Raw genomic sequence first — 22,787 nt, 5'->3', positions numbered from 1 at the left:
TCATACCTACGTTATCGTCGCTTCAAGATCCACTGGGCATATTCTTCGCGACTTGCAGGAACAAGTCCGCACTCTTTTAATACAGGAATAATTTTGCTTATCGTCCGGTTTCCAGCTTCGATATCTAAAGAATGGTTTGATACTCCAGCTAAGCCAGACTGTGGCGGGATAATCGAGGTTACGACGTTCGCTCCAGCGTTGAGGCGATCCGCTAAACCATTTAAACCATCGACATCCAATGACGCTGGAATCAAGCGATCTGGAAAAACTAAACGCATTACTGCAATAATTAATAACTCTCTTAAGTGGGGTACGATCGGATAATTCTGCATGGGTGTATCTTTCTGTGGAACAAAGCTCATTACCCGTAATTGATCTGCCCCGAGCTCCCTCATCGCCTCCAGCGAGTCAACCAAGTCTTCGTCCGTATCACCTACCCCAGTCAGCAATCCCTCTTCTATAAGAAATCCCATCGTTCGAGCTAGCTTTTTCCGGTCCATTCGTTCAGCATAACTCTGCCCTAGTCTAAGTTTACGGTATAAATCCTGGTTATGGGTTTCCTGATAAGTGGCATACCAGTTGACCCCAGACGCTTTGAATTCCTTAAGAATCACCTCGGGAACGACTCCCGCAGAAATCATAATCGGAATATCGGTGCTTTTTTTGATAAGCTCCACCGTTCTAATAAGATGTTCAAATCCGGATTCTCGATCGTCAAAATAAAACGGATCTTCTCCCATTGTCAGATCGAGCAAGTGTACCCCTGATTCGACGAGACTCAAAGCTGTCTCCATAATTTCTAAATCAGTTTTACGATAACGTACCAACGAACGATTTGACTTACGATATAGACAAAAAGCACATTCATTCCGGCAATAGGTTGAGAAATAAACAAAACCATAGATGAATACCCTGTCCAGAAAATAGCGAGTTCTCAGAAGCCTTGCTGTTTCAAACACCTTAGAAAGCTCTTCTTCTTCGGATAGCCCCAACAAAAACAGGAGTTCTTCTCTCCCTAAGAGGATCTCTTGATTTGCCTTTTCCAAAATTCCATCTAATTTAGCCGTAGCCGGATTCATTGCCATTGAGTCACCTTCTCCTTAGTTAGCTTAGCCTTTAACCACTATACACGTTTTTAATTGCAAGTTCTATGCCAAAATAAGAGCATTTCATTATTACGCAAATATTCTCCTCAAACCCTCAAGACTAAAGGATATCCTCCATCCTAATTCTACATACCAGAATGAAACCAAACTACTATTAAGCCACAAATCCAGAGAAAAATGATCTCACTCAAGTCGATTCAGGTCCAATAAGTCATAATTAACTCAATCCGATAATCTAAGGGTGACTATCACCTTAGGGGAGAAAAGGTTAAAGGAAAAGGCCCGGTGACATAACACCGAACCACTTCATAAGCACTTTCTTAAGCACCACCCCAAGCACATTTGCGTCACTAAACGCAAACAGCGCCACAAACCCCAATTCGACAAAATGCAACTGCAAGTCCAAGAACCGTCCCCAAACTTGCGCAAGAAACTCAACGGTTCACTTGCAGAAAGCCCAGAGGTTTTGAGTTTTAGCCTTAGCGATGGAACACGATAGTCTCCAGTGGAGACTATCGCCGAAGCCGTGATCCCAAGAGGCATACCTATCGGCGTAGGATTAGTATCGCCGAAGGCACAAACCCAAGACGAACACTTATCGCCGAAGGATGTAAGAACGGGCTAAGATACTGACTCCTCTATTGATTAGCCTTAATCGCCCGATCTAAACTCCCATTGTGTATTAAAGTATAAGCACGGTTAAAGCGATTTAATCCGTACGGCCAGTACTCTTCCTTTGATTTGCCCATAGCAATTTGCAAGATTGACCAATAAGCCCATATAGCATCGCACAAGAATTTATTAATAATGAGGGAACCCAATTGTTTCTCTGTTAGCTCCTTCTCAAAATACTGCTGTAGTAAGAAGCGTTCTTGAGCGTCAGTCAGTTCAGCTTCGATAGCTAAGGCAGCTAAATCAAACATCGGATCGTCCATCCCAGCATACTCCCAATCAATTAAGTAGAAATTTTTCTTGTCATCCAACCAGTTAACAGGAAGCGGATCATTATGACAAGGAACCTTTGGCGGGGGGTTATCTTTGAACAGCTCTCTAATTGCTTCTATTTTTTCGCACATTAGTTCTGCGCCTTCATAAAACTCAAAATTTCTCTCATCAAGTAATTTTATATAGGACTCTATCTCACTTAAGGGACTAAATTCAGAGATAAACTCTTTATCACCGTCATGATAGGTTCTGAAAACGCGAGCTGCCATGCTGAGATATTTCTCAGCCTTAAAATCTACAGCTTGTAAGGTTTTACTGTCATCAATATATTTGCAGATCTGATTCCCTGTAGTTTCATCGTAAAAAATAATTGGAGCACTAATACCAATATCAGCCATAACCTGCGCATTATGTTTTTCCGCAGGACGATTTAAATACTCCATAGTACCTACTCCAGCAAGCCTTAGTGCATAGGTCACGTCATCAACCGTAACTTTGTAGTTATTGTTCGTTATACCGCCTGGTAAAATCTCAATCTGGCTAACTCTTGAATTCACAAAGTATGGACTCTCACTGATCAATTTAAAGACTCGCCCAATAGTTTCCAACGAAATAGAAGATTCGATCATAATTTGTTCATGCATAACAATAAATCCTCCCATACAACACTGACTCTCTATTGATTAGCTTTAATCGCCCGATCCAAACTTCCATTGTGTATTAATGCATAAGCTCGATTAAAACGATTCAATCCATATGGCCAGTAGTCTTCCCTTGATTTTCCCATAGCAATTTGAAGTACAGCCCAATAAGCCCATAAAGCATCGCATAGAAATTTATTGATTATGAGTGAACCCAGTTGTTTCTCCGTCAGGTCCTTACCAAAATATTGCTGCAGAAAGAAGCGCTCTTGTTCGTCAGACAGTTCAGCTTCAATGGCTAAAGCTCCTAGATCAAACAAAGGATCGTTCATTCCACCATACTCCCAATCAATTAGATAGAAATTTTTCTTGTCATCCAACCAGTTTTCACAAAGCGGATCATTATGACAAGGCGCCGTTGGCGGAGGGTTATTTGTAAACAACTCTCTAATTTCCTCTATCTTCTCACGCATTATTTCTGCGCCTTCATAAAATTCAAAATTTTTATCAGAAAGTAATTGTATATAGGTCTCTATCTCTTTTAGGGGATTGAAGTCGGAGATGAACTCTTTTTTACAGTCATGATAATTTCTGAAAACACGGGCTGCCATACTGAGGTAATTCTCTTCTTCTTTGAAATCTTTAATGCGCAATGTTTTACATTCATCGATATATTTACACACCTGATTTCCTGTTGTTTCGTCATAATAAACAATAGGGGCACTAATACCAAGATCAGCCATGACCTGAGCATTATGTTTTTCTGCAGGACGGTTTAAGTACTCCATCGTTCCTGCTCCAGCTAGCCTTACAGCATAGGTCACGTTATCAATCGTAACTTTGTAGTTACTGTTTGTTAACCCTCCCGGTAAAATCTCAATCACCCTAATTTTCGATTTCTCAAAGTAAGGAATCTCACTAATCAGTTTGTAGACTCGCCCAATCGTCTCCAAAGGGATGGATGGTTCAATCATAATTTGTTCATGCATAAATAATAAAGTCCTCCCATGCAAGTAATAATATTTATCAATAAATTTATGCCGTATATACAAAATACTCAATTAATTTAATCGTATGAAACCCTATTTCTGCACGTCGGAGTGATCCCCCATAAGTCGTTTAATTCCTCAACTTTAGTTGGTGAGTCCACTAAATGTTGTACCTTAACAGTCCCTTAAATATTTAAGCGTACACTATCCAGATAGGTAAGACTCCTACCCATACTTTGGACATTTTGGGCTTCTTCCTTGATCATTAGCAACCGTTCTAAACCAAATCCAATCCCAACCCAAGGATCAGTAATTCCCCACTGATCATCAAGTGGATGGGGCCCCATGGCACTCGAACCTAACTCAATGCCTTTGACAACATCTAACGTATCTCCATAAACCACAGATGTCGTCAATTCCAACTGATAATCAGTAATACCGGCAGTATCCATAACCAGAGCCGCCAGTTCTTCTAATCGTTGTTGTCTCTGATCCTCTGGTAAGCCTAATTCTGTTAGATTAAGCATTGTAAACTCATTCAGATGTAGTGCACCTTTGGATTCTTTCCTATAGCACGTCCCTATTTCAAAGATGCGTATCGGTTTTTCCCATAAACGCAATAAATCTTTCCATAGTGTATATAGATTTGGTGCCAGCATCGGGCGTAAACAACGCTTGGTATCGAGCCAGAACACTTGCGAAAAGAGTGGGTGATCATCCGCGACCGACATTTTAGCCAATGACCCTTTGGATATAATCGTTGGTGTGATCACTTGGACGAACCCCTTCTGGGTCAGAGCTTCTACGAGTTTCTGTTCGAGCACACACAAAGACGGACGTTTTTTGGTGTCATGTAGCTCTTTTAAACGGAGTTTCCCCTGCTGAACCAATATACGTTCCTGTTCTTGAAAAACACGATCGCGGTCTTGCTGCGATTCAAAGCACATCTCTCGTTGTGCAACACTTGCGTTAAGTTCTTGAAATCTCTGTTTTTGGATTAGCGTCCATGTGATATTCAATTCCGCTTACCCCCTGAATTTATTGGCGAGGAGTACGGGAGTTTCACCCGCCTACATGGATTTAGAGACCACGCGATCAATCCGATCTACCCCCCGTGTGTTTAGGCTTCCAATGAAGCATACTTAAACTATTATGCAAATTCTATGCCAGCGACCCAGGATGGACTCTACCTTCATTTCTCTAAACCAATAATTGTCCCCAATGCCTCACTTGTAGAACGCTCTGGTTGCGTCCCTGCGCAGAATCCTTGTCTTATTCTCTGTTAACATCCTAAAATATATCCCAAGATCTCACCTGATGAACTAACCTTCTTCCCAGAACCTCAAGTCATACAGGACTCCATTCAGTCACAATTAACTTAATTGTGAGCTTGACCCGTTCGTTTTTTTCGAGTTAGCTGATGTACCTCAAGGACTGAAATAACCCAAACTGCGATTCCTCCAGAGAATCTGCCAATCAATGAAATGTTGGCCGATGATAGACGAAATGTGATATAGCCAAAAATGCACATCCAAAAAATCATAACCAGTCCTCGCATAGGCCTTGCTAAGATGACATAACCTGAACCAGGTACAAGGAAAGCTGCCACTACTGGACCCCATGTCGGCATAAAGACCCTCCTTTGTTAATATTATTTAGTACCCCCGTGGCCGTGGCCAGCGAGTCGCACCTGCTTTGAGGAAGGCTTGTGTATCGACGAACTTATAGCGATGTAAGGTGAACCAAAGAGACGCTAAAGAGTAGAATAATAAACCCGCCAATAAATTAACCCAATAGCCAAAATACATCCCGGTTAGCGTTGTTAATGTCAGAACAAGCAAGACAATTGCTGGCAATGGGTGCCAAGGTGCTACATACCCTCGTTCAATCGCTCCCATGGGATACATCCTTCTAAATTTAAACATCATATATCCCATAAACAGATAGACTAGCAAGGCCGATAAAATTGAAAAGGTTATGACTTGGTCCAGTAATCCTGTGAAACCAAAAGCCAGTGAAATCGGCAGCAGGAACAAGATAGCCCGATAAGGCGTTTTATATTTAGGATGGACAGCTGAAAATGCACCAGGAATCAGAGTATCTCTCGACATCGCAAACCAAGCCCTGCTCGCGTCATTAATACATCCATTCGCACTCGCCATGCAGGCTAAAATTGTACCAACGAACATGACTACAATAACCCCGGACATTTTCGTTGCCAGTGCAGCCTCATAGAGTGGATAAACCGATCCCCCGAGAGTTCCAGCCTCTACCAGTCCAGAACAAACGAACCAAGTAACAGTGGCTCCAACTAGCAGAGTTACCATTCCAATCAGTGTACCCATTGGCAGAGAACGGGCAGTTGAACGACATTCCTCTGCTGCTAAGGCAGTTCCTTCTATCCCTAAGAAAAACCAGATTGCGAACTGAAGCGCCGCGATCACCCCTACCCAGCCATAAGGTAATCCATTCGTCAGTTCTCCAAGTCTAAGAATACTTTGCGAAGGAACATGAAAGTGAGTCGAAAACAGAAGCACAAAGATGGTCACCAAGGCTATAGCCGTAATAAAGAAATTAAGGGTCAAGGTTGCATAGACACCCCGATAGTTAAAATACGTCAATAATAACAACGTCAAGATTACATAAGGTAGACTTTGGATTGCGGGATTAATCGATTGCAAAATAGCTCCAACCACCAAAGCATCAGCCGCTTCAAGCATGACATACTCAAAAACAAGCATTAGTCCAACATTAAAGGCTGCAAGCGGACCCAGGAGATATTTAGCCATGGCATATTGTCCGCCTGCTTCTGGAATAACCGATCCGATTTCAGTGTTAATCATAACTAAGGCAATGTAAAGGAGCGCGATGATCCAGCAAGCTATAATTGCTCCCAGCGATCCTCCCTTAGCAACTGTAAAATTCCAACCCATAAACTCCCCAACAAGAACAATCCCTACTCCCAATGCCCATATATGGATCGGTCCTAAGACTTTCGAAAGATGTTGTTCCTCATCGTGTTGAATTGTCTTTGAATCAGTCAAGGTTCTTGTCCTCCCCTCTCCTGCTCATTTCAACCCGGATGAAATCTTGCGCAAGGAGTACAAAGAAAAAAGCACATAAACCCCAAGCAACCCAGTTCATCAATGACCATAGATTCAAACTAACTCCCCCATCCTGGAATTCATACTTTAACTCACTCTTTTTCGAACCTGATCATAACTGTATTTGATCATGGCTTTTAGTTCCTTATCAGACATGGAAATCACATAAAACAAATAGGCTCCCAAGGCCACAACAATCATCATGAAAGTCGACAAATTAAAAGAATAATCAATACCCCCAGTTGAGCCCGAACCTACGAGAACCTTCCCCCGCATCAACATCGTTGTGAGTAGTATAACGAAGCAAAGCAACATGATAAACATGACGTCAAATACTTCCATCCACATACTATTTACATGTTTTTTTTGTTTTTCGCCAGCTTTCAAGTTGTAATCTCCTTTCCTTCGATCGGCATTTCAACTTGTCTTATGCCTTGGCACAATTCCTCACTATATATACCGACCCGGTTTTTCTTCAAATGCACTAAAACAGCAATCAACGAGCTCGTTACGAAAATCCCAGCCATTAATCCAGCCATTAGAGTTACATTCCGAATTAGATCATTTGGGGCTATACTACTTACACTCACTAAGACAAATCCTAAGACCAACCAAGCAAAGATAATAAATATTACAACTAGTCCCGTATCTTGCCGATACATTTTATCCATTTTCACCCCGTCATCCTTCATCCGTTTATCACCTCACACCCTATTCCTGCAATTGAGATATTGCAATTGTTATGCCAAAGTAAGTCTCTTTAGTTTATGGCGGCAATTCTGCGTGATTAACCTTATATGCCCCTAGAATTAGGCACCCCTTACAGAATTTCAACATTTCTAAGGGATCTTCTGAGTTCTATCCCCACTACCTATACTTCAATAAGTCATTATTAACTTGATATTAGACTTAATTCTCTGACTTCAACATAGTTCGGTGATTCTTGCTTATGTACAATAAAAAAGTGGAACAGGAATTTTTCATATTCCGGTTCCACTTAGACTGACAATCTTATCTTAAATCCTAACCCTAACCCTAACCTCAGTGTCCGATCTGATCGACGAGAGGTAGGATTTGCTTATACATCTCCACCGTCACGTTCGTTTCCCAATGACCCGTAATTTTTGCGCTGACAATAAACAGGAGCGATATAACCAGAATACTAACTGCGAGGGCTGGCAGTCCTAGCCGGGACTTAAACGTCAACGTATCGTTAGATGGACACTGTTGTACGCAGTTTAAGCAACCCGTGCACTCTGGAGACGATACTCGACTTGCTTGGTCCACAAGAATGTGGTTCGGACAACGTTTAGTACATTTCCCACATTGAATACAAGATTCTCGATTTCGTGTGATCTTATACGGACTTAGAACACTTAAAAGTCCCAATAGCCCACCGTAGGGACACAGATATCGACACCAAAAATTCTCATAAAGAATCGAAAAGACTACGATCATCCCTATAACAATCGTCCCAACGCTCGTTAAGTGTTGCATGAATTTCAGCATTTTGATATCTGCGACCATATTATAAGGAGATTGCACGAATGCAGCCGCATCCAGCCCGCTCATCCCGAAGAAGATGGCCAAGACGAAAAAAAATAGTATGAGGTACTTTACGGAGCGTAGTAAATAATCCAGCCAGTTAGGTATTGTAAAATTCCGTCCAAACACTCGTTTCCCAAGGTTAGCGAGCCCTTCAGACAACGTTCCGATTGGGCAGATCCAAGAGCAAAATGTCCGTTTGAGTAACAGCGATAGAGTCAACGCTAACAGGAGAATCACTAATCCAGCGGGATGAACAGGGTCAAAACTACCTGTTGTGATCCACGCTTTTAATCCGACCAAAGCGCTAATCGGCAAAAAGGCCTCGACACCAGCAGGTCGATTTAGGATAGACGTTGAGTTATTGGCAATCTGGTTGATAAAGATAACAAATGTTATTCCGATATAAACAACTATCATTGCGACCAAACTTTGAATCACATGTCTCGTAGAAACATGTTTTCTCAATTTCAAATACATAGATACCCCTCATTCCTCGTTGTAGTTAACTCGTTCAACTAAAATTGAACATCGAGATTTCGGTAGGGACTCTACCCCCACCGAAGCGAAGCACAATGCCAACCCCCACTTGTAGAAGTGGGAGTCTAACGATTGGATTAATTTAGTTATACTGATCTTGTCCATTATAAGTTATAGTCTTCGAATGAACTATGATGTGAATCACAATCTCAGTCAAATAACACCTTAAAGCTTACTTTTAAATATATCATGCCTAAATCTCAGATTCCATGTGATAATATTCCCATAAAACATTTTATCTTTATTAATGGCGATTTCTAAAATTGTTACAGAGCAATGGCGCTCTTCTGGGGTAGGTTTTAACCTATTTTCCCAGGAGAGCGTCATTTATTTCTGAGCTTCTCTTTCTTATAAACACTGCACAAATTGAGTTTCTATCCTAGAATTTTTTGAAACCAAGTTTCAGCACCAGTTCAATTTTTCTTTAAATTATATGCTAAGAAATGGAGTTAACATAATTATTCATGGCAATAACGATCATTATTCCAAGTTGAGGAACAATATTTGCTATCAATTGATTAGTACCTATCCGCCCACTATGATTCCCCCATTTATATGAAGCATTTGCCCTGACATATAGGAAGAATCCTCGGAGGCCAAAAATACATAAGCAGGCGCTAACTCTTTAGGTTGTCCAGCTCGTTTCATCGGCGTTGTACTTCCAAAGGTTGCAACTTGGTCTGCTTGAAATGAGGCAGGAATTAATGGCGTCCAAATCGGTCCGGGGGCAACCCCGTTGACGCGAATACCCGACTTACATAGAGATTCGGACAGTGAACGAGTAAAGGAAACGACCGCTCCTTTAGTCGCCGAATAATCAATAAGTTGATCGTGCCCCTCATACGCTGTAATCGATGAGGTATTGATAATAACACTCCCAACCTTAAGATGGGGTAACGCAGCTTTGCTCAAAAAGAAGTAACTAAAAATGTTCGTACGGAAGGTTCTCTCAAGCTGTGCAGTCGTCACATCAAGCAAACTATTTTGAGGGTGTTGTTCTCCTGCATTGTTTACCAAGATATCTATTTTTCCAAAAGTCTGTACCGTCTGATTAATGACTTCCTGACAAAAGACTTCATCACCTACATCTCCAGCTAAAACTAAGCATCTGCACCCCAATTGTTCTATACGCGCTTTCGTCTCTAACGCATCGCCATGTTCGTTCAAATAAGCTATTACAACATCGGCCCCTTCTTTTGCATAAGCAATCCCCACTGCGCGACCTATCCCACTGTCTCCCCCACTAATGATTGCCACTTTACCTTTCAACTTTGCACTTCCCAAATATGCTGCATCTTCGGCAGCTGGTTTGGGATTCATAATAGATTCCAGCCCTGGTTGTTGATCTTGGTGTTGGGCTGGAAACGTGGGTTGAGGAATTTTCGCCTGGGACATATGCTTCACACCCTTCCCTAATTAGTCATTTAAACGCTCCATACTTATTAAAATGACCATTTTTACTATTTCATACTCATGTTTATTCTCTGCATCTCTTCACATCCCGATATAAAAGTGATATCATATCAATATCACCCTTAGGTTGAATTAGATGTTCCGCAATCGAATTTAATCTAAAGAAATTAATCTAAAGGAGGATTCTTCAAAATGATTGAAAAGAAAGCATGGGCCGTGAATGGTTATCTGGCATTGATCCTTATGCTCGCCCTCTTGATTGGTGGAATTGCATTACTCATCCAGGAAAACTTGGTGGGAATTCCGCTTATAATCATTGCTACTATTCTAGGAACAGGCATTTTAGTGGTTCAACCGAACAAGTCCTACACACTGGTCTTTTTCGGGAGTTATATCGGTTCACTCCGCGAACCTGGGCTATGGTTAAGTGTTCCCTTTGCTATACGTAAAGGAGTTTCATTGCGGGTTCGAAATTTTAATAGCAAAACCCTTAAAGTCAATGATATCGAAGGCAATCCTGTTGAGATTGCTACTGTTGTCGTCTTTCGAGTAGTAGATACCGCAAAAGCAATGTTTGATGTTGAAAAATATGAACAATTCGTGGAAATACAAAGTGAAACTGCTTTGCGACACGTAGCTACCCGATATGCGTATGATAATTTTGAAGGAAAGGGGCTTTCCTTGCGAGGCAATCCTGAAGAAGTTTCCTCAGAATTAATGCAAGAACTGCAACAACGCCTCATGCTCGCAGGTGTCGAAGTGAGCGAGGCCCGTCTGACTCATTTGGCCTATGCCACCGAGATTGCAGGCGCAATGCTTCAGCGTCAACAAGCTTCCGCTATTCTCTCTGCTCGCCAGATTATCGTAGAAGGTGCTGTGGGCATGGTGCAAATGGCTATTGAACGACTAGAAAACGATGGTGTCGTTAAACTTGACGAAGAACGCAAAGCCTCCATGATAAATAATCTCTTAGTGTCCATCGTTTCTGAACGCGCAGTCCAACCTGTCATTAATACAGGAACAGTTTATTAAAATAGCCTCATTTAATCTACAAGAAACTGCAGCTAAATAATTGGATGTGGATATTATGGCAATCAAAAAACAGTTCCCCCTACGGCTTGATCCCAAACTTTACACCGCGCTGGAGCGTTGGGCTGCCGATGAATTTCGCAGCGCTAATGCTCACATTGAGTTTCTGCTTCGGGAGGCAGTCCGACGAGCGGGTCGTTTACAAGACCAGGTTAGCTCTGAGGATTCGGATAAATGAAAAGCTCAATAAATAGAAAAGAAGCTGGCTTACCTAACGGTGTTCCAGCTTCTTTTCTGTTTATTTGCATATGATACTAACTAATCTTCAGAGTTGCCAAGTTTTTGTTGAACGAGTTCACTTCGCCATAGCAACCCCATAAGCAAAAGCTTTCTTATTTAATTCAAGCATCTTAGCTGGGATTCTTGCCACAAGGGCATTTTGCCAGGAATCCGCAGGGAAATCCATATATTTAGAGAGGACTCCCATTAGTACAACATTCGTGGCCTTGGCGTTACCAGCTTCGGAAGCTAATTTCAATCCGTCCAATCCGATAAAACACTCCACTCGCTCTTTGAGGTCGACAAGGATACTCTCTGGGTAAGTCGCAGCTCCGATGAGTACTGTTAAGGGCACAATCTTTTGTGTATTAACGATCAAGACGCCGTCTTTTTTTAAGAAGTGAGCCCACCGATAAGCTTCTAACTGTTCGAAGGCAACGATAAAGTCTGCTTCTCCTGCTTCAATGACCGGAGAGTAAACGTTTTCTCCCATACGAACTTGAGTTACTACTGATCCACCCCGTTGGGCCATACCGTGGATCTCTGACATTTTGACTTCGTATCCCTGAGCTATCGCAACATGGGTTAAAATTTTGGAGGCCAAAATCGTTCCTTGACCACCGACTCCCACGAGTAAAACATTAATTATTTTAGACATTATGCGTCACCAGCCTTTCTCAAGGCCTTAAATTTACACACATTAATGCATAGTCCACACCCTGTACATAGGGCTTGATCTACTTGGATTGTTTTGTTTACTTCATCAAAGGAGAGTGCTGGACAACCAAGTTTTAAGCACATTTTACAACCGGTGCAGTCTTGGACTTGGAGAGGTTTTTCAGTATTTTTGATAATAAGAGCACAAGGACGCCGGGCAATGATCACTGAGGGTTCAGGAGCGGCGACTTCGGTCTTAATAATTTCTTTAACTCTTGCTAGGTCAAAAGGATCGACCTCTGTAATTCGTTTTACTCCCAAGGCCTTACACAAGGCAACAAAGTCGACCTGAGGAGCTGCCTGACCCATGAGAGTCTTGCCTGAAGCCGGGTTATGCTGGTGCCCTGTCATGCCTGTAATGGAGTTATCAAGGATGAGCGTCGTGAGATTTCCGCCATTATAAACAACATCCATGAGACCTGTAATACCCGAATGTAAAAAGGTTGAGTCGCCAATCACAGCGACCATATTTTCGGCCATTTCTGGATGGGCCTTAATCATTCCTAAGCCTGCGGATATTGAGGCTCCCATGCAGATAGTAGTATCCATTGCTTCGAGTGGGGCCATTGCTCCTAGCGTGTAACAGCCAATATCACCCGAAACAACGAGTTTGAGTTGTTTTAGGGTGTAAAATATTCCGCGATGTGGGCAACCAGGACACATGACTGGTGGACGAATCGGAGCGTCAAAGACTGGGGCTACCGTTATTACGGGTTGGCCACTGATCTTTTCCGATACCATACGAACGGAGAGTTCTCCGTAAGGAGGAAAGAGTTCTTTCCCTATGACATTAATTCCTAAGAGACGGACTTCCTTTTCCATATAAGGTTCTAATTCCTCAACAACATAAAGCTTATCTACTTTTGCAGCGAACTCTTTGATTAAGCCTGACGGTAAGGGATTGGTTAATCCTAATTTGAGAACGGAGGCAGTAGGAAGAGCTTCTTTGACATATTGATAGGAAATTCCTGAGGTGATGATGCCAATGGACTGGTCTTTCAGCTCCATATTATTGACTGCCACCGTTTCTGTATAGTCAGCTAGTTTATGCATTCTTTCTTCCACCACTAAACGCCGGGCGCGCCCATTTCCTGGAAGCATGACGTATTTACGTGGGTTTCGTTCATAAGTCTTAACAAGTCGTTCAATTGGATCATTTAGCTCCACTAAACTTAGGGAGTGAGCTATACGAGTCGTAATCCGTAACATAACTGGGGTATCAAAGGTTTCTGAAATTTCCATAGCCAAGCCAACCATGTCTTTAGCCTCCTGAGAGTTCGAGGGTTCTAACATAGGTATCTTGGCAAATGCCGCATATAGTCTATTGTCTTGCTCATTTTGTGAGGAGTGCATTCCAGGATCATCAGCTGACACCAAGACTAAGCCAGCACGGATTCCGGTGTAAGCTACAGTGAAAAGCGGATCAGCTGCAACATTAACACCTACCATTTTCATTGTAACAATGCTTCGAGCACCGGCAATAGCTGCGCCAATGCCTACTTCCATTGCTACCTTTTCATTAGGAGACCACTGACAATAAACTTCTGGGTATTTTACAATATTTTCGAGGATTTCCGTGCTTGGTGTGCCAGGATAGGCTGCAGCAACGCTGACACCATATTCGTAGACACCTCGAGCAATTGCCTCATTGCCTGTCATTAATGTATTCATGCCTTTTTAAGTCTCCCCTCTTAGTGGAAATGAGCAAAGTTTTCCTAAACTTAGCCCATGTAAGCATTTTAACTCAGAAAATAGAAAAATGTAAGAGCCTAGTAGGTTCTTTATTGTGCAGTTTGTCCTTCATTTAGCTATATTTCACTTATGTCAAAAAAACACTAGTTTCTAACTTATAATATTGTTCGATTAAGCGCAGCCATTGTCAACGCCATGAACTTACTCCTTGGGGTATCATTACGCGACGTCAAGACAATTGGCACCTTCGCCCCCAGCACAATTCCTGCCATTGTCGCCCCTGCAAAGTAAACCAGAGATTTTCCTAAAACATTCCCGACTTCAATGCTAGATACTAAAAACAGATCAACATCTCCATTAATCTGACTAGAAATCCCCTTGTGTTTCAAAGCAGCAGCGCTCACTGCTCCATCGAGAGCCATCGGACCTTCCACAATCGCCCCTGGAAATCCTCCAGCCTGACTCATCTGTGCCAAGGCCTGGGCATCCATTGTCGCCGGCATTTTGGGATTCGCTACTTCATTCGCCGTTAACACAATCGTATTGACTGAATCCATCCCAATTCCGTTCAAATATAACAAGCTATTCTCTAAAATTTCCTTCTTCTGCGCCAAATTCGGAGCAATATTCATTCCCCCGTCAGTCACGTATAGCATATGGGGAAATCCAGGCACTTGAAATGCAGATAGGTGACTGAGTAACCGTCCCGTTCTCAATCCCCGATCAGGTCGTAATACTGCCCGTAAAAAATCCGCACTGTTAATAAGTCCCTTCATTAAGAAATGCGCCTGTCCATCGACAACGACATCTACTGCCTTATGCGCCACTGCTTCGGGGCTAGCTTCATGGACAAGCTGCGCTCCATTTAAGTCGAACCCTATTTCTTTAGCTAAGCGCTCGATTTCTGATACATCACCGACGAGTATTGGGGTGATCAGGCCTTCTTTTTCTGCTAACTTGATCGCTTCCAATACTTCTTTATCTGCTGCTGCCGCTACGGCAACCTTTGCCCGACCCATGCTCTTCGCCCTGTCGAGTAAAGATTCAAATCCGATAAATCGCATTTATTTACACTCCATTTTTCCGATGGCTACCAGCCCCTGCTATACTTCATAGGTTAACGCATTCTCTTGCCCATTGAGGACTCTTAAGGCTCCCAGTGCTAGTGCTTCCATTTCTGACTCTCCAGGAATCACCCGAACAGGGGCAATAAACGATACGCGTCGAGCGATTTCTTGGGTTATATATTCAGAATGAGCGAGTCCCCCGGTTAAAACGATGTGGTCTACTTCTCCCGCTAGCACTGTGGCCATTGCGCCGATTTCCTTAGCAACTTGATAGCAGAGCCCTTCTAAAATAAGCTTAGCAAAAAGATCTCCCTCGTTCATCCTTTTTTCAGCAATCCGCCCATCTTTTATCCCAAGGTAAGCGAATAGACCCCCTTCTTTATGAAGTTTGGTGACTACCTCTTTCTCAGTATATTTTCCGGAAAAGCAGAGTTTAACGAGGTGATAAGCTGGCAACGTGCCACACCGTTCTAGGGAATAAGGGCCCTCATTATTGGCGTTATTCACATCAATCATTTTTCCTTTACAGTGCGGGGCTACAGAAATCCCTCCACCCAAGTGAGCGATAATCAAGTTTAGATCCTGGTAGGTTGTCCCCCTCTCAAGGGCTACTTTTCGGGCAACTGCCTTCATATTTAATGCATGAGACTGGCTCATACGAGGCAATTCTGGCAGCCCAGAAAGTCGTGCTACTGGTTCCATTTCGTCCACTGAGACTGGATCCACGATATAAACAGGGACATTGATACTCCGCCCTAAGTGATACGCAATAATTCCACCTAAGTTGGAAGCATGTTCGCCGCCAGGGGCATTATGCAAAGCGCGGACAAGATCGTCATCCACCAAGTAGGTGCCTCCCACTAAGGGGTTAAGTAAGCCACCCCGTCCAACTATCCCATCGAAACACTCTAATGGCGTCCCTTTTTCTTCAAGCAATTTTAAGACTGACGCTATTCGATATTTATATTGATCTCCTACACAGGCAAAAGCGTTGATCTCACTAGCTGAGTGCTCAATTCCTTGATTCCAAAGGCAAGTTTCATTCGCATAGGCCGCGATTTTCGTTGACGTTGATCCCGGATTAATGGCAAGTACTTTCAAAACCCGTCCTCCTTATTCTGAAACTCGCTCAAAATCACAATGTAGAGCTATTACAAAATTGATTATTTGATTATACCACAGAACGCAAGCAAGGACAGTGTTCACATAGACACTTACCGAATATTGGATATTCTATTCATATATTATCTATAATCAAATTGTTTTATCCAATTTTGGGCCCACTAAAATAGAAGTAAAAATGCCTCATCCGTTAGATTGATTAAGAAGGCGTTTCTCGATTGAGAGAACGCCTTCTTATCTTAGTACTAACCGGAGTGAACTCGCTTAACTAAAGTTGAACATCGAGTTCAGTAATGAAAGCTTCCTGTGCATGGGTTCGCCGAACTGCTCTATCTTATTAAGAACACTTCGCGGCGAAGGAGTACGCTCTCCCCAGCGAAGCGGAGTACGGGGTACACTCCCACTTATAGAAGTGGGAGTCTCAGCTAAAAGGTCCTGTTATTTCGCCACGACACGACGAGCACCCAGATATCGTGGTGCCCAATAGGAATTTGACATGTCGTCATAAGACACACCACCATTAGACGAATTAATCATTGTGTTATTTCCTGTATAGATTCCAACATGGGAAGCACCTGAAGAGTACGTATGAAAGAACACTAAATCCCCCGGACTTAATTCTGATCGTGAAACGGAAACTCCATTGTTAAACTGCTGCTCCGATGTTCGACTCAACGATATGCCATTTTTACTATACACATATTGCGTGAATCCTGAACAATCAAATCCGGGCGAAGGGGTTGTGCCTCCCCAGACATATGGTGTCCCAATAAACTTAGCCCCAAAATTAAGAATTTGTTGGGCTCCACCTGAAACTTTAACAGTTCCAGCAACTCCTCCACCACCATTACTCGTCCCACGAGAACTGGGGTCTTTAGCGGCGTTAGCAGCTTCGATTGCTTCGTGTTCAATCAATTGTTGTATCCGACCAACCTTTGTTTGAGCTGCCAGAGAAGAATTAAGTAATGATTTCTCATCTGTACTTAATTGAGCAAGGATTGCTTGTTGCTTGTCCAGCGTTTCTTGCACGGTTTGCTGTGTTTGTGCTTTATTCTCTATCGAAGCTTGAATTAAAGTCTGCTTTTGCACTATGATTCCTTTTTGATTGTCCATAGTTTCGTTTAACTTTACAATATCCTTTTGGAGCTTACTAAAGCTCCCGACGACCATCTGGATTTTATCCGCGCGTTCAATGAAATCAGATAAACTAGTGGCTTCAAACAACACCTCAAAATACGTTGTCATACCATCTTCGTAGTTACTCTTTAAGACATTACCTAACTGTTTTATATGTTCCTGACGCTTAGCCTCAAGTTTTTTTTGCTCTTCTTCCAATCCCTTAAGGTTACGTTGTTCCGCTGTTAGTAATGCTTGTTCCCGCGCCATACTATTATTTAAAGCTAAAACAGATTGCTTTAATGCCATTACCTGTGTCGTTACACCCGCGACTTTATCTTTCTGAGCCTTTAAGGAACTATTTAACTGATTTGCTTGTTCCTTAGATTGATTCAGCTGTTGCTGTAAAGTATCCGCACGTGCTGGGATCACTGAAGCTGCTAAAAGAATGATGCCCATGATGGTTACTAAGCTTGCCTTATGTAGAAAACGTATCTTTTTCATTCATTTAACCCCTCAACTTACTCTTTTATAGTAGGATTCGCCACTAATGTCGAAACTCCTCCCCTACTCATTGGATTTTATATAAAAAAGGGCATGCTAAATAAAAGAATTCTAGGAGGGTATTAAGTGTAGCATCCTGGATAATTCATCTGTAAGGCGTTACTTAGCCTAATGTCGATACCCATTATACACGTAACTCTTTGTTGTCTCTTTGGTAGCATTTGCGGCTTTTTGCTTTCATAGGGTCCAGTCTTATGGGGAATTATCGGTATGCTTATTGGTTGTAGATTAGGTCTAATTATGAAGTTGATCACCACTCAAAGAAACGATAATAGGGACAAACAGCTTGATTTCATGGAGTGTGTCTTAATCATTAAGTGCCCAGAAAGCCAGTGCGAGTTGATAAAAGACTTACTCTGGGAGCATAATGCACTTGGTGTAAGAAGACTAGAGCTACATTAAGACAGATATAGTTTAGTACTATTTGGAGGGTGATCTATGAACAATTCAACAATTACTGAGCAAATAATTCAAACAAAGCAGGTTTATAAGCAGTTATCAATAGAACACTGGCTCAAGTATGAGGTGTTCACTTGGCAATGGTGGATTGGGATAGCTTGCGTAGTCATACCGTTATTTGTATGGTGGAAACTTGTAGATAAACAAAGAATACTCGAAATATCGGTATTTGGGCTCTTGATAAATGTCTCAGCGAGCTTTCTTGATGTATTAGGGTCTGAATCACTTCTTTGGAACTACACGATAAGAATACTCCCCCAAACGCCTTTGCTTTTTCCTGTAGATTTTATCCTATTACCTATTCTTTACATGCTAATCTATCAGCGTTACCAAGCATGGAAGCAATTCTTGATTGCTAGTACAATCGTAGCCCTAGCTTTAGCTTTTGTTGTTGAACCCCTAGCAGTGTACATAAAACAGTACCAATTAATTTCTTGGCAGTTCATTTATTCATTTCCAATTTACATACTGATATCTATTCTTAGTAAGCTTGTAACAAACAAAATGTTATCACGCCAGGAAGAAGCTTTATAAATAGGGACATACTATTAATATAATCATTTGAGGAGGCTATTAATTGGACCGTCCAGAATTATATTCTTCCGTACGACGTTACATTGCCTATATTGGTTTATATGGTACTACACAACTTCATTTAAGAAACCCCTACATTATTGCTGGGTGGTCCCTTACCTTTCCAGGCTTAGGTCACTTATTGCTATCAAAATACATAAGGGGATATTTCCTATTTATTTGGGAAATTTTTATTAATGTGAAGGCACATATTAACCTAGCAATTCTATATTCCTTTACTGGCAGATTCGAAATGGCGAAAGACATTCTTGATATTAATTGGGTACTACTCTATATTCCGACTTATATTTTTAGCGTTTGGGATGCCTATCGAACTACAGTTGACATTAATCATCAATACATTTTAGCGGTCAGAGAAGATGCTGAATTTAATATGTTCAACATAGGCCAGCTTGAATTTAATTATTTAGATAAGAGAACACCATGGACAGCAGCCCTCTGGTCAGCAATGATGCCAGGACTCGGACAACTCTTAATTCATCGGATTCCAGGTGCTTTGTTTATCATAATAGCTACTATCGCGATTGCCCAGCAAGCCGCTATACTTCCCGCTATCCATTACACGTTATTAGGACAGATTGACTACGCTAAATCTATTCTTAATCCACAATGGTTCTTAAATATTCCTAGTGTCTACTTCTTTGCAATTTATGACGCCTATATAAATTGTGTATCAAATAATAAATTGTTTGATTGGGAACAAAACAAATTTCTTAATAAGAATTATCAGAATAGATACTTTAAAATGCCGTTTAAAGCGGACGAAAGCGAGTAAACACATGTATATTGTCTCAACATTTGACCATTCGAATTATCTAGAATTAGCTATTACTGCAATGCAAATGAAAGGAATCCCCAAAGATAAAATCCTAGGTGTGGCGATGGATAAAAGAGGAGAAGACCTAAAACTCTTTGATTCTATTCATTCTTCGGACGGTTTGAGTTTATTGGATTTGCCTATTATTCTAGCTGCTCTATTTTGTCTCTTTGCAAGCATTTATGGCTTTTTACTACGATGGGGGCCAATTTTATGGGGAATCATCGGTATTGTGGTTGGATTTAGTTTAGGTTTAATTATTAAGTTGAGTATCACTAAGAAATACAATTGTTATAGACAAAAGAATTCAAAGGCCTCGGAGGTTGTCTTAATAATTGAGTGTAAAGAAACCCAAGTGGAGATGGTTAAAGACTTACTTTGGGAGCACCACGCTCTAGGTGTAAGAAAATTAGATCTAGAATCCAATGACTAATTCCGATATAGATTAACAGAGTGTGATAGTGTACACGTCCAGCTAAAGCAGCACAGTGAGACTTCAGTGACTATAGTCTCCAGTTGAGGGTGTCGTCTCCAAAAAATAATGCTTCGCGGAAAGAAGTGTACTATTCCACCAAAACAAATAAAAGTGGAACACTCGCTTATATAATCGATTGTTATAAAATTGCGTAAATACCGGGGTGATGAATTGTTTTACGTTCCGTACTGGACTATGGTAACTGTATCTATGGTTATGGCAGTAGTGGCGGTCTCCAGGCATAAGCTAACATTTATTGATGGTTTAATCATAGTAATGGTTATCGCACTTTCAATGGGCAGTGATATGCTTCTTTGCAAACAGTTTTCGTTATACTACATTGTAAGTGTAGAATACAGAGGGTGGTATAGCTTCTGGTCATGTCTATTAGTATTTCCAAGTCTTGCAATTACGTTTTTGAAATTTGCACCTAGATCAAGATATGCTGTCATGGCCTATATCGCCTTTTATTCTCTTGCTCTTACACTCTTTGAGATATTCATTGTAGTGCCCTATAAAATTTCGCTTTATCCAAAATGGAAAATAATCCCTTGGTCTCCAATCGTATATATACTAGCTTTTACTCTAATATATGTCTACCACGAATACCTCGAAAAAAGAATAACCAACTCAAAATGATATGCCTCAGACTTACGAAACTTAAACCCTATGAAATATATTAAAGAGACTACATCTGTCATGTAGTCTCTTTAATGCTATAAGCTGTGATAATCCAGGTGCACAAAGTCACTCTAAAGGACTGTGACATGGTGCACCTGGTAGTTTATCTGGAGGAGATAGTTCATTAGCGAAAGCACTTTTGTAAACATGTTTCTCGTATCCTGGAAACATTGTTTGATAATCCACAGGGCTCTCTTTTTGCACGTTTAGGTCGTCGTTTTCCATGGCATAATCTCCTTCATAATAAGCTACTTACATAGTTTGTGCAGATTTTGGTAAAAATATGACGATTCAACTAAGTTCGCGATAGTAGTCAAACAACAGTATAGATCTTACATAGTGGGAAAGATGTTACTACTCACGCATACCAAATTATAATGGAAAGGTCAAATAAGGACATATATTAAGGATGGTGTTTTAATTGTCGGATATCTCTCAAACTGAATACATTGAGACCCTTGAACAAAAAACCAAAATAATCGCCAGTTATTTCAGAGCTGATGTGAAGAGAGCCGAGGAGACCAATGATTATTCTAATGTGAAACAAAGGATTCCTTTAATCTTAGATATGATAAGTGTCTATGATGATTTGGGAACGGGTGACAGATACTACTCGAGTACATGCTCAGAGTTCATAGAAATGCTGGCACAAATCCAAAAGGGACTTGGTATGAATGATGAGTACAGAAACACATTAACAGCTCTTAACCAATACCAAAAAGGGGTGGAATTACAAGATACCAATTATGATCTCAATCGGTCCATCCATCCTGACACCAATGTCGACCAAACTTTAAATCCAACAATGTACTAAGGCTGACGAGCCTTTCGCTACACTGCGACTGAGTTGGCAAGGGTGGCAAGGGGACGTTTCGTTTGCCACCTTCCTTTACTGATAAAACGAAGGATAAGGACCACCTCTAACATAAATGAGATGCTCCTTACGGCTTATCAACGATAGCCATCTCTTTTTCCCTTCCCCTTGATCCAGAGGCCGATGGATCAAGGGGGAGTATATAGTCTGGATTTGCTAGTACTATGGTTTACAGTTGGGAAGCATCTTTGTCCAAACCGCATTCTTTTATGGGTGAATAACCCTCACACTTGTCCGGGGCCCGGCATATCCTATAAGAGTATCTGAAAAGACATTCCGAAAAAAGGATGGGCAGCCGGTATGAGGATGATTTCCAACAGGACGCCTGAGCAAATTGCGTCCGAGAACGTTATCAAAGAAGAAAGCGGCAAAATGCTGCTTCCCAATGCCGTGGAGATCGGAAGGCGTCTGACGGAAGCCAAAGAGCTGGTACCCCATGGGGAGTGGCTCAATTGGCTGACTGAATCCGTGAGTTACACCCGGAGCACGGCCAGCAGACTGATGAAAACCTTCCGGGAGTACGGGTCTATACTCTCCTCCCCTGACGAGAGAGAGCCCAAATGGTGCATCGATGCACCATTTGAACCCCTATACTCTCCACCCCTGACGAGGAAGAGGGCCCAAATGGTGCACCGGTGCACCATTTGAACTACACCCAAGGGCTCATCCTTTTTGGGATTCCGGTAGAGGACCGGGATCAATTTATAGCGGCCAATGATGTTGGGAACATGAGCAAGCGGGAGCTGCGGCAGACACTCCAGCAGTGTGGATCCTACTTTCCCAGGGGCTTGCGCCCCAAATATCATCGGCCCTGGAGGTCGAAAGGCGGACAAGCCTTCCCCACACTGCGACTCATAACGCAAGCTCCAGCAATGTGGATGAACGGGTGGAACCCCGGCCCCATATTAGTATAACTCAACACAAAAAAGCTATCTCCTAAGAGATAGCTTTTTGCTTGTTTACCTGGCGATGACCTACTTTCCCAGGGGCTTGCGCCCCAAGTATCATCGGCCCTGGA

The 22,787-nt window shown here is 41.9% G+C and carries 23 protein-coding genes and 1 pseudogene; 7 read left to right on the top strand and 17 right to left on the bottom strand.

Translation table 11 applies throughout. The features are described from left to right. Positions 1-11: 11 nt before the first annotated feature. From pylB to E4K67_RS27355, 10 genes are all read right to left on the bottom strand, one after another. Positions 12-1,085 (bottom strand): methylornithine synthase PylB, encoded by a 1,074-nt coding sequence (pylB, locus tag E4K67_RS27400; protein ID WP_135552610.1) that lies wholly within the window; start codon positions 1,083-1,085, stop codon positions 12-14. Positions 1,086-1,744: 659 nt separating this feature from the next. Continuing rightward, a complete protein-coding gene (locus E4K67_RS27395; protein ID WP_135552608.1) occupies positions 1,745-2,695 on the bottom strand; it encodes a choline kinase family protein in 951 nt (316 codons plus the stop codon). A gap of 32 nt (positions 2,696-2,727) precedes the next feature. Beyond that, a complete protein-coding gene (locus E4K67_RS27390) occupies positions 2,728-3,681 on the bottom strand; it encodes a choline/ethanolamine kinase family protein (RefSeq protein ID WP_135552606.1) in 954 nt (317 codons plus the stop codon). 185 nt (positions 3,682-3,866) lie between these two features. Continuing rightward, positions 3,867-4,700 carry a pyrrolysine--tRNA(Pyl) ligase large subunit gene (gene pylSc / locus E4K67_RS27385; RefSeq protein WP_135552604.1) on the bottom strand — a complete coding sequence of 278 codons (834 nt, stop codon included), beginning with the start codon at positions 4,698-4,700 and terminating at the stop codon, positions 3,867-3,869. Positions 4,701-5,059: 359 nt separating this feature from the next. Next, a complete protein-coding gene (locus tag E4K67_RS27380; protein WP_135552602.1) occupies positions 5,060-5,311 on the bottom strand; it encodes a hypothetical protein in 252 nt (83 codons plus the stop codon). Between the two features lie 25 nt (positions 5,312-5,336). Continuing rightward, positions 5,337-6,725 (bottom strand): APC family permease, encoded by a 1,389-nt coding sequence (locus E4K67_RS27375; protein ID WP_135552600.1) that lies wholly within the window; start codon positions 6,723-6,725, stop codon positions 5,337-5,339. Between the two features lie 147 nt (positions 6,726-6,872). Then, complete coding sequence (locus E4K67_RS27370; protein WP_243454659.1) at positions 6,873-7,172, bottom strand: hypothetical protein; 300 nt, start codon at positions 7,170-7,172, stop codon at positions 6,873-6,875. Then, positions 7,169-7,477 carry a hypothetical protein gene (locus tag E4K67_RS27365; protein WP_135552598.1) on the bottom strand — a complete coding sequence of 103 codons (309 nt, stop codon included), beginning with the start codon at positions 7,475-7,477 and terminating at the stop codon, positions 7,169-7,171. The genes E4K67_RS27370 and E4K67_RS27365 overlap by 4 nt, the downstream gene beginning before the upstream one ends. A 349-nt stretch (positions 7,478-7,826) precedes the next feature. Beyond that, a complete protein-coding gene (locus tag E4K67_RS27360) occupies positions 7,827-8,810 on the bottom strand; it encodes a 4Fe-4S binding protein (RefSeq protein ID WP_135552596.1) in 984 nt (327 codons plus the stop codon). 585 nt (positions 8,811-9,395) lie between these two features. Beyond that, the gene (locus tag E4K67_RS27355) at positions 9,396-10,265 is read right to left on the bottom strand and encodes an SDR family oxidoreductase (protein WP_135552594.1); all 870 of its coding nucleotides are present in this window, start codon (positions 10,263-10,265) and stop codon (positions 9,396-9,398) included. A gap of 210 nt (positions 10,266-10,475) precedes the next feature. On the opposite strand from E4K67_RS27355, the gene E4K67_RS27350 reads away from it, so the two are divergent. Both E4K67_RS27350 and E4K67_RS30930 read left to right on the top strand, forming a co-directional pair. Beyond that, a complete protein-coding gene (locus E4K67_RS27350; protein ID WP_135552592.1) occupies positions 10,476-11,315 on the top strand; it encodes an SPFH domain-containing protein in 840 nt (279 codons plus the stop codon). Positions 11,316-11,370: 55 nt separating this feature from the next. Further along, positions 11,371-11,550: a type II toxin-antitoxin system antitoxin gene (locus E4K67_RS30930; RefSeq protein WP_243454658.1), complete on the top strand. Its 180-nt coding sequence runs from the start codon at positions 11,371-11,373 to the stop codon at positions 11,548-11,550. Positions 11,551-11,667: 117 nt separating this feature from the next. Here E4K67_RS30930 and E4K67_RS27340 read toward each other — a convergent pair whose 3' ends face one another. From E4K67_RS27340 to E4K67_RS27320, 5 genes are all read right to left on the bottom strand, one after another. Further along, positions 11,668-12,249 (bottom strand): indolepyruvate oxidoreductase subunit beta, encoded by a 582-nt coding sequence (locus tag E4K67_RS27340; RefSeq protein ID WP_135552590.1) that lies wholly within the window; start codon positions 12,247-12,249, stop codon positions 11,668-11,670. After that, entirely contained in the window at positions 12,249-13,979 is a 1,731-nt protein-coding gene (gene iorA / locus E4K67_RS27335; protein WP_135552588.1) for an indolepyruvate ferredoxin oxidoreductase subunit alpha, read from the bottom strand. Before iorA ends, E4K67_RS27340 begins: the two co-directional genes overlap by 1 nt. Positions 13,980-14,155: 176 nt before the next feature. Beyond that, entirely contained in the window at positions 14,156-15,064 is a 909-nt protein-coding gene (locus tag E4K67_RS27330; RefSeq protein WP_135552586.1) for a bifunctional enoyl-CoA hydratase/phosphate acetyltransferase, read from the bottom strand. Between the two features lie 39 nt (positions 15,065-15,103). Next, positions 15,104-16,168, bottom strand: a complete 1,065-nt coding sequence (buk, locus tag E4K67_RS27325) for a butyrate kinase (protein ID WP_135552584.1) — start codon at positions 16,166-16,168, stop codon at positions 15,104-15,106. A 459-nt stretch (positions 16,169-16,627) separates the two neighbouring features. Beyond that, complete coding sequence (locus tag E4K67_RS27320) at positions 16,628-17,809, bottom strand: C40 family peptidase (protein ID WP_135552582.1); 1,182 nt, start codon at positions 17,807-17,809, stop codon at positions 16,628-16,630. Between the two features lie 498 nt (positions 17,810-18,307). On the opposite strand from E4K67_RS27320, the gene E4K67_RS27315 reads away from it, so the two are divergent. Genes E4K67_RS27315 through E4K67_RS30920 form a run of 3 tightly spaced genes read left to right on the top strand, consistent with a single transcriptional unit; the run spans position 18,308 to position 20,172 of the window. Then, positions 18,308-18,862, top strand: a complete 555-nt coding sequence (locus E4K67_RS27315; RefSeq protein ID WP_135552581.1) for a CBO0543 family protein — start codon at positions 18,308-18,310, stop codon at positions 18,860-18,862. Between the two features lie 43 nt (positions 18,863-18,905). Continuing rightward, positions 18,906-19,697, top strand: coding sequence for a hypothetical protein (locus E4K67_RS30925; protein ID WP_243454657.1), 792 nt, complete (start codon positions 18,906-18,908; stop codon positions 19,695-19,697). 4 nt (positions 19,698-19,701) lie between these two features. After that, positions 19,702-20,172: a hypothetical protein gene (locus E4K67_RS30920; protein ID WP_243454656.1), complete on the top strand. Its 471-nt coding sequence runs from the start codon at positions 19,702-19,704 to the stop codon at positions 20,170-20,172. 789 nt (positions 20,173-20,961) lie between these two features. Here the strand turns inward: E4K67_RS30920 and E4K67_RS29980 are convergent. Then, positions 20,962-21,120, bottom strand: coding sequence for a hypothetical protein (locus E4K67_RS29980; RefSeq protein ID WP_158408594.1), 159 nt, complete (start codon positions 21,118-21,120; stop codon positions 20,962-20,964). Between the two features lie 196 nt (positions 21,121-21,316). On the opposite strand from E4K67_RS29980, the gene E4K67_RS27300 reads away from it, so the two are divergent. Both E4K67_RS27300 and E4K67_RS30915 read left to right on the top strand, forming a co-directional pair. Further along, positions 21,317-21,709 carry a hypothetical protein gene (locus E4K67_RS27300; RefSeq protein WP_135552577.1) on the top strand — a complete coding sequence of 131 codons (393 nt, stop codon included), beginning with the start codon at positions 21,317-21,319 and terminating at the stop codon, positions 21,707-21,709. Positions 21,710-22,069: 360 nt separating this feature from the next. Then, positions 22,070-22,530 (top strand): annotated as a pseudogene (locus E4K67_RS30915) (DUF3102 domain-containing protein); the annotation flags it as partial. Positions 22,531-22,571: 41 nt separating this feature from the next. On the opposite strand, the gene E4K67_RS30905 reads toward E4K67_RS30915, so the two are convergent. Next, a partial coding sequence (locus E4K67_RS30905) for a hypothetical protein (protein ID WP_243454662.1) occupies positions 22,572-22,787 on the bottom strand: 216 nt, incomplete at its 5' end.

Origin of the sequence: Desulfosporosinus fructosivorans (assembly GCF_004766045.1) — a bacterium.
In the GTDB taxonomy this organism is placed as follows: Bacteria; Bacillota; Desulfitobacteriia; order Desulfitobacteriales; family Desulfitobacteriaceae; genus Desulfosporosinus; species Desulfosporosinus fructosivorans.
The sequence above is the reverse complement of the archived record's forward strand: the minus strand, read 5'-3'. Positions and strand labels throughout refer to the sequence as shown.

Bases quoted from the DNA above. Each gene is read 5' to 3' on its own strand.
- pylB (WP_135552610.1), bottom strand. From the start codon at position 1,085: ATGGCAATGAATCCGGCTACGGCTAAATTAGATGGAATTTTGGAAAAG.
- E4K67_RS27395 (WP_135552608.1), bottom strand. From the start codon at position 2,695: ATGCATGAACAAATTATGATCGAATCTTCTATTTCGTTGGAAACTATT.
- E4K67_RS27390 (WP_135552606.1), bottom strand. From the start codon at position 3,681: ATGCATGAACAAATTATGATTGAACCATCCATCCCTTTGGAGACGATT.
- E4K67_RS27380 (WP_135552602.1), bottom strand. From the start codon at position 5,311: ATGCCGACATGGGGTCCAGTAGTGGCAGCTTTCCTTGTACCTGGTTCA.
- E4K67_RS27365 (WP_135552598.1), bottom strand. From the start codon at position 7,477: ATGAAGGATGACGGGGTGAAAATGGATAAAATGTATCGGCAAGATACG.
- E4K67_RS27360 (WP_135552596.1), bottom strand. From the start codon at position 8,810: ATGTATTTGAAATTGAGAAAACATGTTTCTACGAGACATGTGATTCAA.
- E4K67_RS27355 (WP_135552594.1), bottom strand. From the start codon at position 10,265: ATGTCCCAGGCGAAAATTCCTCAACCCACGTTTCCAGCCCAACACCAA.
- E4K67_RS27350 (WP_135552592.1), top strand. From the start codon at position 10,476: ATGATTGAAAAGAAAGCATGGGCCGTGAATGGTTATCTGGCATTGATC.
- E4K67_RS30930 (WP_243454658.1), top strand. From the start codon at position 11,371: ATGGCAATCAAAAAACAGTTCCCCCTACGGCTTGATCCCAAACTTTAC.
- E4K67_RS27340 (WP_135552590.1), bottom strand. From the start codon at position 12,249: ATGTCTAAAATAATTAATGTTTTACTCGTGGGAGTCGGTGGTCAAGGA.
- iorA (WP_135552588.1), bottom strand. From the start codon at position 13,979: ATGAATACATTAATGACAGGCAATGAGGCAATTGCTCGAGGTGTCTAC.
- E4K67_RS27330 (WP_135552586.1), bottom strand. From the start codon at position 15,064: ATGCGATTTATCGGATTTGAATCTTTACTCGACAGGGCGAAGAGCATG.
- E4K67_RS27320 (WP_135552582.1), bottom strand. From the start codon at position 17,809: ATGAAAAAGATACGTTTTCTACATAAGGCAAGCTTAGTAACCATCATG.
- E4K67_RS27315 (WP_135552581.1), top strand. From the start codon at position 18,308: ATGAACAATTCAACAATTACTGAGCAAATAATTCAAACAAAGCAGGTT.
- E4K67_RS30920 (WP_243454656.1), top strand. From the start codon at position 19,702: ATGTATATTGTCTCAACATTTGACCATTCGAATTATCTAGAATTAGCT.
- E4K67_RS29980 (WP_158408594.1), bottom strand. From the start codon at position 21,120: ATGGAAAACGACGACCTAAACGTGCAAAAAGAGAGCCCTGTGGATTAT.